The 11,570-nt window shown below is 35.4% G+C and carries 11 protein-coding genes; 3 read left to right on the top strand and 8 right to left on the bottom strand.

What is annotated here, in order from left to right:
- Nucleotides 1-138: 138 nt before the first annotated feature.
- From pdaA to D2K40_RS16370, 3 genes are all read right to left on the bottom strand, one after another.
- Nucleotides 139-927 carry a delta-lactam-biosynthetic de-N-acetylase gene (pdaA, locus tag D2K40_RS06635; protein WP_117154189.1) on the bottom strand — a complete coding sequence of 263 codons (789 nt, stop codon included), beginning with the start codon at nucleotides 925-927 and terminating at the stop codon, nucleotides 139-141.
- A gap of 64 nt (nucleotides 928-991) precedes the next feature.
- Nucleotides 992-2,296, bottom strand: coding sequence for a Na+/H+ antiporter family protein (locus D2K40_RS06630; protein WP_117154187.1), 1,305 nt, complete (start codon nucleotides 2,294-2,296; stop codon nucleotides 992-994).
- A 121-nt stretch (nucleotides 2,297-2,417) separates the two neighbouring features.
- Nucleotides 2,418-2,567: an SE1561 family protein gene (locus tag D2K40_RS16370; RefSeq protein ID WP_162879155.1), complete on the bottom strand. Its 150-nt coding sequence runs from the start codon at nucleotides 2,565-2,567 to the stop codon at nucleotides 2,418-2,420.
- 108 nt (nucleotides 2,568-2,675) lie between these two features.
- Here D2K40_RS16370 and D2K40_RS06625 point away from each other — a divergent pair, with 108 nt between their 5' ends.
- Nucleotides 2,676-3,530 carry a mechanosensitive ion channel family protein gene (locus D2K40_RS06625; protein ID WP_117154185.1) on the top strand — a complete coding sequence of 285 codons (855 nt, stop codon included), beginning with the start codon at nucleotides 2,676-2,678 and terminating at the stop codon, nucleotides 3,528-3,530.
- 204 nt (nucleotides 3,531-3,734) lie between these two features.
- On the opposite strand, the gene D2K40_RS06620 is transcribed toward D2K40_RS06625, so the two are convergent.
- From D2K40_RS06620 to D2K40_RS06610, 3 genes are all read right to left on the bottom strand, one after another.
- A complete protein-coding gene (locus tag D2K40_RS06620) occupies nucleotides 3,735-4,541 on the bottom strand; it encodes a YfkD family protein (protein WP_117154183.1) in 807 nt (268 codons plus the stop codon).
- Between the two features lie 192 nt (nucleotides 4,542-4,733).
- A complete protein-coding gene (locus D2K40_RS06615; RefSeq protein ID WP_117154181.1) occupies nucleotides 4,734-5,360 on the bottom strand; it encodes a YczE/YyaS/YitT family protein in 627 nt (208 codons plus the stop codon).
- A gap of 142 nt (nucleotides 5,361-5,502) precedes the next feature.
- Nucleotides 5,503-5,895 carry an OsmC family protein gene (locus D2K40_RS06610; protein WP_117154179.1) on the bottom strand — a complete coding sequence of 131 codons (393 nt, stop codon included), beginning with the start codon at nucleotides 5,893-5,895 and terminating at the stop codon, nucleotides 5,503-5,505.
- 164 nt (nucleotides 5,896-6,059) lie between these two features.
- Here D2K40_RS06610 and D2K40_RS06605 point away from each other — a divergent pair, with 164 nt between their 5' ends.
- The gene (locus D2K40_RS06605; protein WP_117154177.1) at nucleotides 6,060-7,235 is read left to right on the top strand and encodes an MFS transporter; all 1,176 of its coding nucleotides are present in this window, start codon (nucleotides 6,060-6,062) and stop codon (nucleotides 7,233-7,235) included.
- Nucleotides 7,236-7,256: 21 nt separating this feature from the next.
- Here the strand turns inward: D2K40_RS06605 and D2K40_RS06600 are convergent, their stop codons facing one another.
- Entirely contained in the window at nucleotides 7,257-7,928 is a 672-nt protein-coding gene (locus tag D2K40_RS06600) for an amino acid ABC transporter permease (RefSeq protein WP_117154175.1), read from the bottom strand.
- Between the two features lie 14 nt (nucleotides 7,929-7,942).
- Nucleotides 7,943-8,767, bottom strand: coding sequence for a transporter substrate-binding domain-containing protein (locus D2K40_RS06595; protein WP_117154173.1), 825 nt, complete (start codon nucleotides 8,765-8,767; stop codon nucleotides 7,943-7,945).
- A 399-nt stretch (nucleotides 8,768-9,166) separates the two neighbouring features.
- Here D2K40_RS06595 and D2K40_RS06590 point away from each other — a divergent pair, with 399 nt between their 5' ends.
- Complete coding sequence (locus D2K40_RS06590; protein ID WP_117154293.1) at nucleotides 9,167-11,056, top strand: heavy metal translocating P-type ATPase; 1,890 nt, start codon at nucleotides 9,167-9,169, stop codon at nucleotides 11,054-11,056.
- The last annotated feature ends 514 nt before the right edge of the window (nucleotides 11,057-11,570 follow it).

Below are 11,570 nucleotides of genomic sequence, written 5' to 3'. Positions count from 1 at the left end.
TTCGGTGTTTGCTGGATTATTGTTTATTTCGCCGGAATATTGCTTGCAATCGCCGAATAATCGCCGTTTTCGCCGGAATAAACTTCTGTTCGCCGAATTATCACTGTTTTCGCCGGAACTACCAGATTTCTGCTTACTTTACATACCAAAAATCGGCTCTGGTATTGTATTTTTCAGTACTAAATCATCTAAACTTTTAAACGTATAGCCTTGTTTTCGCAAGTCTGTAATGAAGTGTTCTATTGCTTCTGCATTATCTTTTGAAACAGTGTGCAGTAATATAACTGCTCCTGGATGAATTTGTTTCATTACTTGCTGATATGATTTTTCCCAGCCTTTTTGATGATCTGTTTCCCAATCAACAAAAGCTAACGACCAGAATACATGTGTATAGCCAAGCTCATTTGCCCACTGAATTGTTTGTGGATTAAAAGTACCACGTGGTGGACGCAAATATTGTAGTTTCTCTTGGTCCGTAATAGCAGCAACCGCTCTATCCAATAAAGTCAAATCTTCCTTCATTTCCTCTTTAGATAACGTCGTAAAATCTGCATGATGATTCGAGTGATTACCAATAATATGGCCATCTCTGTCCATACGTTTAACCAATTCAGGCTGACTTCTGACATAATGTCCTGTTACAAAAAAAGTAGCTGGAACATCTTCTTTTTTCAATACATCCAAGATTGGTTCTGTGTACCCCTGTTCATAGCCATTATCAAAGGTAAGGTATACTACCTTATCCCCGGACTTATCTATATAATAGCCACCATTTTCTTCTAAGATTTGTCCATACTTTCCTACTTCGGGTGGTTGATGGTTTGTACCCTTTTTAAATCCCCACCCATAACTGGAAGCTTCAGAAATAGATGGTAGAAGTGTAAACATCACTAATATAAAACTGAACAAAATCACTAATTTTTTCATAAAAAATCACCTGTTTTTTTCTTTTAGTCTTTCAAGAAAACAGGTGATTTATGCATTATTAAAATTATAGTACGAGTGCTGCAATCCAACCAAATATAAGCAATGGAATATTAAAGTGGATAAAGGTTGGGACACATGTATCCCAAATATGGTGGTGCTTACCATCTGCATTTAAACCAGAAGTTGGACCTAATGTGCTATCACTTGCTGGTGAACCTGCATCTCCTAATGCACCAGCTGTACCTATTAAAGCAGCTGTTGCCATTGGTGAAAATCCAGTTGCCATCATTAATGGAACATATAGTGCTGCAAGAATTGGAATCGTTCCAAAAGATGAACCAATACCCATTGTAATCAGTAAACCTACAAGCAAAAGAACAATTGAAATTAGAACTTTATTGTCTCCTAAGACATCTGATGTAACTTCAACCATAGCTGATATAGCACCAGTCTCTTGTAATACATGACCAAAACCAGAAGCAATTAACATAACAAATGCTATTGTACCCATCATTGCGATCCCTTTTGTCATGATTGAATCACCTTGATAGAATGGAACTACTAATAAAATAAACATCAATACTAATCCTGTTAAAGCACCAATAATTAAACTATCTGTAACAAGTTGCATCACTAATGCAGCTACAATCGCTACAACGGTTAAGCCATGTTTTCGGTTGAACGTAATTGATGCTGTATCTTCGTTATCATTAGTAATGTTTATTGCTTTTTTATCTACTGTGCGTGGTTGACGATATGTGATAAAAATCGCAATAAGTAAGCCGACAATCATTCCTGACCCTGGAATCAGTAAGGATAGTGCTACTTCATTCATGGAAATAGAAATACCGTTATTTTCCATACCGTTTAGGATTGTTTGGTGAAATAAAATACCATAACCTGCAGGTATCATTACATATGGTGCTTTCAAACCAAATGTAAGTGCTGTTGCTACTGCACGACGATCCAGTTCCATTTGATCAAATAATTTTAATAATGGCGGAATCAAAATAGGAATAAATGCGATGTGAACTGGGACAACATTTTGTGATAATGATGCAATACCTGCTATAGCAAGTACTAGCATAGTCTTCTTTCCTGTTAAAACGCGAATTAAATAACGAACTAATAAGTGCGTGATTCCTGTATAACTAATAGCAACGGCAAATGCCCCTAATAAAATATAACTTAAAGCTGTACTTGATTGTCCACCCATTCCAGCAACAATCATTTCAACTGATTCAATTAAATTTAAACCAGACATCAATCCTGCAACTAAACCCGCTGCAAGAATCGCAATAATTACATGGACGCGAGCCAAACTTAAGATAATCATTACAAGTACGGATACAATTACTACCCAAGCCATCTAATAACTCCCCTTCTTTTTATCACTCTAGCAGTTTACTATGATAAAGGATTGGATTAAAAAAAGCAATCCTTTTTTTGAGCAAAAGGATTACTTTTTTAATGCATGGCTCACTCTTTTTTTAATGTAATTCTTTCTCCATGTCTTCAATCATGTGAATTAATCGATCAATATCTTCAACTGAAGTCTCACTAGGATCAAGACTGTCTAATTGCTCTAGAAATGTTTGCAGATGTGATTTTAACTGCGTAATTTTCTCCTGTTGGCTCATCTTAAAACTCCTCATTTAATTGTTAGGCTTCCTCCATACTACGAAAAAAAGAAATGTATGTCCAGTTCATGCTATAATAGATTCGAATTATTAAATGGAGGGAACAAAATGACTCTGGATGGTACATTAAAATTTTTAAATATGGTATTAGAAAATAATATAACGAAAATAATTATTGGTGGTTTAATTGTTTTAATAGTTGTCTTCACTTTACGAAAACTTATCCGTTCCTTTTTTAAGCGAACACGATTTGTAGATGACAAAAAGGAAAAAACAATTGAATCGATGGTGAATTCGATTATAAAATATACTGCCACTATAGGGTTCATTTTTTATATTTTAGCTGTTTTTGGGCTTGAACCAGCGAGCATGTTAGCTGGTGCTGGAGTACTTGGAATCGTTGTTGGTTTTGGTGCACAGAGTTTAGTGCAGGATTTACTAGGTGGTATCTTTTTACTTTATGAAAAACAACTCCAACAAGGTGACTGGATTAAAATCAATGATAAATATGAAGGACTGGTTGAAGAAATTGGTTTTCGTGTCATCAAACTTCGTCAATGGTCAGGTATCTTAGTTACAATTAGTAATGGACAAGTCCAGACTATTGAGAACTTTAATATGAATAAAATGCGTGTGATCGAAAGTGTGACAGTTAGTTTTTATGAAGACCCTAAAAAGATCTTTAGTATTCTAGAAGAAACTGCAATCAGACTGAATGATGAATTAAAGGACTATTTAAAAAAAGATCTAACAGGTAAACCTATTGAAGGTTTTGCTTTGTATGGAATGGGTTCGTTAAACGACCAATACCGTGGGTACCAATACACAATAACAGGCTTATGTGAGGATCTCACATACTTTACCGCAGCCAAAGAAACACGACGCATTATTGCGGAAACCATGTATGAAAACAACATTCAAATGGCCGAACAGCACATTGATATGCGGTCAAAAACACAATAATTATGATAAAGTGAACCTTCAATCAGTGGTGGGGGGGCTTCCCCCACTGATTGTTAGCCCTAAAGGACTCTGAACCATTTGGGGTGTTAGCGTCCGTTTACTCCCACTTAAACAACTTTGATTTTTATCGATGCTTTGAAGTGGGAGTTTTACGGACGATTACACCGGGATAAAAAGGTTTCTGCCGCTAAGCAGAAACCTTTTTTACTTTAATTCAAACATAAATGAAACGTGATCTTGAACAGGAATCCATGCACCTATTCCTTGTTTGGTCACATTCTTCACAACTATCGACTTTTTAGAACCTTTTAACTCAATATATACCTCACCAAATGTAACTTTCCCTTTTTCGCTAACTGCTGGTGCAAATCCTTGTAACACCCCTATCTTTTTTATTGGAACAGCGTAGCTATTGGCCATCTTTGTATCTTTACCAAATACGGTGTGAAATGATAGAGGTAATTTTGTGTTTTTCTTTGCTTCCATTAACATCATCTTTTTAATTTGATCTGAACGTTCTATCTTCGTTGTTAATGCCCCTTTTACATGCGCTTCTTTAACCTGATTATAGCTCATGTTTTTTTGCGTATTTCCACCAACATTAATCAATTCATTCGTGTTTATCTTTTGATATTCCCAATTCACGTTAGTTTCCTCAGATGTATAATGTAATGGCCAATGGCCCATGTAAATACTTCCTCTATAACCAAATGCAATTGGAGAAGGCTTTATTGTTGTCTCATTCAACATTTTAATTAGGTCAGGATTTTCTATCCGCATCTCTGAATCCTCAATTAATTTTTCTACAAATGAACTAGGTTCTAATATAACCTCATCTTTTGTTGAGTTTGGATACGTATTTTCCTTTGAAATAGACAGTACATGATTTGGAATCTCACTTTTTTCCTGAGCGGGTTTTATTTCCTTCGCTAAAGCTGTAATAGGATAACAAAAAGCAATAATGAATAAAATAAAGCAAATTACTAGTTTATTGTTTTTCAAATTTATCAATCCTTCCCTATACTTTAGGGATAGTATTTAGCCCTTTTGCTAGAATATACATATTTTCTTGTTGATGATTAATTTATTCCTTCCCTTACTATTTTTCTAATTAAAAAGCACACAAAAAGTCACCTATTTAAATGAATAAGTGACCCTTTCTATTACATGCTTGTTTATTAAAGAATTTTTTTGAAGGATATACTAGACTGTTTGACGTTGTTTTTCAAAATATACTACCATCCGTTTTGCAGTTGGTTCAAATAGTTGAATAGCAGGTCCGATACCAAAAAAAATAACAAATGTTCCAACTCCTATCGGTCCACCTATAATAAGAGCAACTGTGAGTGCCAGCGCTTCAGTAATAGTCTTTGCTACACGTATACTTAATTTGAAACGTTTTTGAAAAGCAACCATAAGACCGTCTATTGGATTCAAAGCAAACTTCGGCTGTAAATATAGAGAAACACCAAAACCCAATATAACTACTCCTACTAACAAAATAACTATTTGACTAGTGAGATTTGAAAAATCCCAAGATTTCATAACAATAAGTAACCAAAAATCAATCATTAAACCAATCATTATAATTGTACCAATTGCTAAATAATCAGGCCGTTCCTTTGTAACCCAGGCATTAATAAGTATTAGAAATAAATCAATTATAATCACCCAGCTACCTATGGTTAAGCCAGTTATACTTGACAAGCCTACATTTAACGCATCCCAAGCACCTGCTCCTAAATCTGCTTTTATTGTCATAGAAACACCAAAAGTTAAAATAATTAATCCTACTAAGAAGAAAATCATCCTCATTTTAAGACTTTTCATATAATTCCTCCATAAATTGAAACTTTCATCAGTGAGGATTTACTTCATCCCTCATTGATGGTTAGCTCATCGAATCTTTTACGGGCAGTTAATCCAGGATAAATAGAGCACTTATTCAAAAAAGAATAAGTGCTCATTCTTTTTACATGCTTATTTGAATCGTTTCTAATGTTTCTACGATTTCTATGCTATCTTCAACAGACCTTACCATTGAACAATTTTTACGAGCAATTTCTAAATTTTTGTATAATTTTTCATCGCTTAAGTTTTTACCTTTGATCACATAATGAATTCTTATCTTTTCAATTCGATCTGCTTCCGCTTCATTTCTTTCTACTTCTGTGCGTACAACAAAATCCTCTACATTCACACGTTGTTTCTCAAGAATTTTCATAAATACTGAAGTACTACATCCTACTATTGACGCCACCATTAACTGGTAGGGTCTATACCCATAATCTTCATCACTAGAAATATCCAACATACCATAAGGGAGGTCTACTCTAACACCTGCTTCTTTGTATTGAAATTGCATGCATCTCAACTCCTTTTCATAGATCTTATTAGTTTATTCCCATTTCCTTTTACTATAACACATTTTGATTTAAAACAACGCTAGATTGACCTTTGTTAGAAAAAACTATAAATTATAGTTATTGTGTTTTTTTCATCCAGTAGGATGAGATCGGGGGATTGAAAATGGTTTCATCAAAAGTCAGATTTGGTATTTTGATAAGCTTTGTTACAATATCGGGGTTTTCACAAGGAATGCTATTGCCATTACTTGCAATAATTTTAGAGCAAAATGGTGTTTCTTCTTCGGTGAACGGCCTTCATGCAACTGGACTTTATATAGGGGTATTACTCGCCTCTCCTTTTATGGAAAGACCCTTACAAAAACTTGGATACAAACCAATCATTTTAATTGGTGGCTTTCTTGTAATTGCCTCTCTTGCCTTCTTTCCAATTTGGCAAGCTTTATGGTTTTGGTTTATTTTAAGGTTATTAGTTGGAATAGGTGATCATATGCTGCACTTTGCAACACAAACCTGGATTACATCAACGGCTGCACCTGAACGTCGAGGACGAGTGATTGCTTATTATGGTTTGTTTTTTAGTCTTGGCTTTTCACTAGGACCAACAATGACTAGACTATTGCACGTCCATCAAAGCTTACCTTTTATTGTTGCCGCTGTTTTGTGCTTCATTATTTGGTTACTGATGCTTTTTGTGCGAAATGAGTTTGTTAGTACAAATGATGATTTGGAAACAGTTGAAGTAAAATCATCAATTGGTCGTTTTGTGAAGACAGGAAAAATTGCCTGGGTTGCTTTTTTAGCTCCATTCGCCTATGGCATTTTAGAGTCAACATTACACGGAATTTTTCCGGTATATGGTTTGCGGATTGGACATGATGTCAATTTAATCTCACTTGTGATCCCTTTCTTTTCACTGGCAAGTTTAGTCACCCAAATTCCATTGGGCATAGCAAGCGATAAGATTGGTAGAAGGCGAATGCTAATGATTGTGATTACCTCTGGAATTATCATTTTCTTAATTGGTGCACAATTAGAAGAATCGGTTGTCTGGTTATTTATCACATTCGCAAGTGCAGGTATGCTACTTGGCTCGCTGTATTCACTAGGTGTTTCTTATATGGCGGATTTACTTCCAAGAGCCTTACTGCCAGCTGGTAACATTATGTGCGGGATTGCATTTAGTATAGGGAGTATTACTGGCCCTTATATTGGCGGAATATTTATTGAGCTATTTCCTACTACATCATTTTTTTATGTTATTGTATTTTTGCTCCTACTCGTTGTTATTGCGATCTCAACAAAAAAAGAAACACAGGCTGTTATGCATCGGGCATAATCCCTGTGTTTCTTTTAAAAACTAATCTATAAAGCGACTATATCTTTTTTCAAGTCGTTCTTGAAAAATAGAAATAAAAATACATAACGGCCAGTATATTAAAGCTACAACAACATACATTGTTAAAGTATCAAATGTACGTCCACCAGCAATTTGCGCTTTTTGAAAAAGCTCTGGCACCGTAATAACCGCAGCTAGTGATGTTGCTTTTACTAAATCTAAAAAAACATTCGTTAACGGTGGAATGGCAATACGCGCTGCCTGCGGTAAAATAATTCCTCGTAATGTTTTGCCATAAGGTAAACCAAGGGTTAGCGCAGCTTCCCACTGCCCATCATCAACACTATTTAGTGCAGCTCGATTGATCTCTGCAATGTAAGCAGCACTATTTAGCCCAAAACCAAGTACCGCTGCTTGATATGCTGTAAATTCAATCCCCACTGACGGCAGACCAAAATATAAAATAAATAAAAACACTAAAATTGGCGTTCCACGCATAAAGGAAATATATACTCTTGCAGGTAAACGCAATACTTTTCGATTGGAACCTCTAGCTAAAGCAATAAATAACCCCAAGATTAAACCAAGCGCCATCCCTAAAAAAGAGACGGCGATTGTCATTGGAAGACCACTTAATATATAAGGGAAATTTTCTATAGCCAGCTTGACATCAAAAAAATCCGAAAAATTCATTTGGAAGTGCTCCTTTACAGATCAAGGCCTTCAATTTCTTCAATTTCACCTTCTGGTCTTTGTGATGCATCCTCACCATAAAACTGTTTTGCTAATTCAGTTAGCGTACCATCTTCACGCATTTCCGCTAAAACTTCATTGATTTTTTCTTGTAATTTTGTTGCATCTTTAGGCATAACAACTGCCTGTTCAGTTGGATGGAATTTCAAATTAGGGTGTAACATGATATCAAAATCAGGGAAAGCACCAACCCCAAATTTTGAAAGATAATAATCATTTACAATAACATCTGTTCTACCTGTATTAACATCACTTAAATATGCTTCATTCGGTGCATTACCGTATGTAACAACTTCTGCACCAAAATGTTCTGCGATCTGACTATAAATAGTAGTCGCTCCACCACCAGCCTTTTTACCTTCTAAATCTTCTAAGCTGTTGATTCCTGAATAGTCATCTTCTCGGACAACCATTGTAGAGTATGAATATTTGTATGGATCAGAAAAGTTAAATTTCTCTTTACGCTTATCAGTAGCTTCAATATCATTTACTGCAACATCGATTCTACTATCTAAAGCTGGTAACATGCTATCTATTCCCATTATTTCGAATTTAACTTCAAGGTCTAGACGACTTGCAATTTCTCTCATTACTTCTACATCGTACCCAGTCAATTCATCTTCTTCTGTATAATAAGATGCTGCGATTAATGTGCCTGATGTACCAGCAACAATTTCTCCAGCTTCTTGAACCTCATCCCATTTAGTATCTGATTGACCACATGCAGCCAAAACTAAAACACTAATTAAAAAAGTAAACAGTAACCCTTTTCGTAACATATAAAACCACCCTTTTTTATTGTTATATTATAAATGTTATTAAGAATATAACAGAATATCATTATATATTCAATGAATATGACACTGTTATATAAATAATAAATATTCTGTACTACTATTTATCAGAATTATTTAATTAGAAATCACCTCGTTTATTATACTATTTCACTTTATTTTTTATATCTCTTTTTGTAAACACACTTGTTCTTCATTCACAATATGATAATATAAGGATAAGTTAAATTATAATTATTTTAATCTAAATGATATACATTATCATCTAAAAACGCATTAATAAAGGAGTTTACAATTAAAGTTATTGAATATTATTATCAATTAACTGAGAAAGGATTGATTTAGTTGAGTAATTTAATTAGAACAATTATAAACAATGATAATATGGAGCCCTTATTTAAAAATAACTATATGTTTTTCTTAAAAAAACATGGCGAACTAATCGCCGCACTGCTAAGTGGTATCATTATCTTAACAGCATGGATACTAGAAGATAAAATGCCTAATTCGTTATGGATCACCTCTAACTTAATTGCATTTGTTATAGGGGGCTTTGCTAAAGCAAAAGAAGGGATAACAAATAGCATTATATATAAAGAGTTAAATGTTGAATTGCTAATGATTTTTGCAGCAATTGGTTCCGCCATAATTGGTTATTGGACAGAAGGCGCTATACTTATCTTTATTTTTGCATTATCAGGTGCGCTTGAAACATATACCATGCAAAAAAGTGAACGCGAATTATCCGCATTAATGGATATACAACCAGAACAGGCACTGCGATTAATCCATAACAAAACAGAATTAGTAGATGTAGAGGATTTGGTAATTGGTGATTATATTTTAATCAAACCCGGGGAGCGTATTCCTGCAGATGGTATCATCACAAAAGGAAAATCCTCTGTAGATGAAAGTGCACTTACTGGTGAATCTATTCCAGCAACAAAACAATGTGACGCTGAAGTATATGCTGGTACAGTAAACTTAAACGGCAGTTTGACGGTTAAAATATCAAAACTATCAAAAGATTCTTTTGTCCAAAAAATAATGGAACTCGTTCAATCTGCACAAAGCGAAAAATCTCCTTCACAATTATTTATTGAGCGCTTTGAGAGTAAGTATGTAAAAATTGTTTTAATCACAGTTGGAGTCATGCTATTCTTGCCACACTTCTTATTCGGATGGAGCTGGACTGATACAATCTATCGCGCAATGATTTTATTAGTTGTTGCTTCTCCATGTGCTCTGGTTGCTTCAATCATGCCTGCCACACTATCCGCTATTTCTAATGCCGCCAGAAACGGCATTTTATTTAAAGGTGGCGTGCACATCGAAAACCTTAGCAATGTGAAGGCGATCGCTCTAGATAAAACAGGAACATTAACAAATGGGACACCTCACGTAACCGACATACATTTCGCTAAAGAAATCGATGAACATTATGCACTCCAGGTGATAAATGCTATTGAAAAAGAGTCTACACATCCATTAGCACAAGCAATAGTTAACTATACGAAAGAAGAACAAAGAAGGTCTGACCTTCTCGTTGAAAACATGCAAGAGGAAGTCGGTAAAGGTGTTAGTGCAACTATTGATGGAGACAACTGGGTGGTTGGAAGCGGAAATTTTTTTAATCAAAGATCAGATGCAGATTGGTACAACGCCATAGCTGAGAAATTAGCTACTGAAGCAAAAACAGTAGTCTATATCGCTAAAAACAATGAAGTAGTTGGTTTAATCGCTCTAAAAGATGATGTCCGTAATGATACAATAAAAGCTATCCAATCCTTTAAGAAAGCAGGCATTCACACGATCATGTTGACCGGTGATAACGAGACAACAGCTCAAGCTATTGCAGAGGAAGCGCAACTAGATGGTTATATCGCAAATTGTATGCCAGCAGATAAAGTAACTGAGATAAAGAAACTAAAAGAAAAATACACTCATGTTGCAATGATTGGCGATGGAATCAATGATGCTCCAGCTCTTGCAACAGCTGATATCGGGATCGCAATGGGCGCCGGAACAGATGTCGCACTTGAAACAGCCGATATTATTCTGATAAAAAATAAACTCAAAAAAATAACAAATGCAATTCAACTTTCCACTCGCATGAATCGCATTGTAAAGCAAAATATCTTTTTCTCCATTAGCGTCATCTGCGTCTTAATAATAACTAACTTTTTTCAATTACTTGACTTACCATTAGGTGTTCTAGGACACGAAGGGAGCACTATCTTAGTCATCCTAAACGGCCTACGCTTGTTAAGATAAACTATTTTCCAAAAGATTGTTTTTTATGACGTGATTAACATAGACTGCTTATTAAATCTTTGTTCCTTTGTCCCGCTCCTCAAATGAAATTGACTCCCTTTCCGTGGGCACGGCTTCAGCTAACTCGGAGGCAAAAAACGCCTCCGAGTGGATCTTCAGCTCGCGCTGTTCCCACAGGACAAGGAATGCTTCTATGAACTCACATCGCACGAAGGAAATTGAACTATATTTCCGAGGAGTGTCGCCAATTTCATTTGATACGCTAGTATGTGAGTCTTATCTTTGCACATAACCAATCAAGATGGTGTTGCGTTTCTCTATCTGGACAGAAAACTATACTAAGTTGCAAAAAAATGCGAGACTCCTGTGGGAAAGGAACAGTCTGAAGACCCCACAGTGAGCGCTTTTTGCTCGCGAGGAGGCTGAAGCGTTCCCCACGGAAAGCGAGTGTTTTTCGGAAACGTGCTATATCACTTATTTTATAGAGGAATAATTAAATTACTAATAAAGTTAT

This window comes from Paraliobacillus quinghaiensis (genome assembly GCF_003426025.1).
In the GTDB taxonomy this organism is placed as follows: domain Bacteria; phylum Bacillota; class Bacilli; order Bacillales; family Amphibacillaceae; genus Paraliobacillus_A; species Paraliobacillus_A quinghaiensis.
The sequence above is the reverse complement of the archived record's forward strand: the minus strand, read 5'-3'. Positions and strand labels throughout refer to the sequence as shown.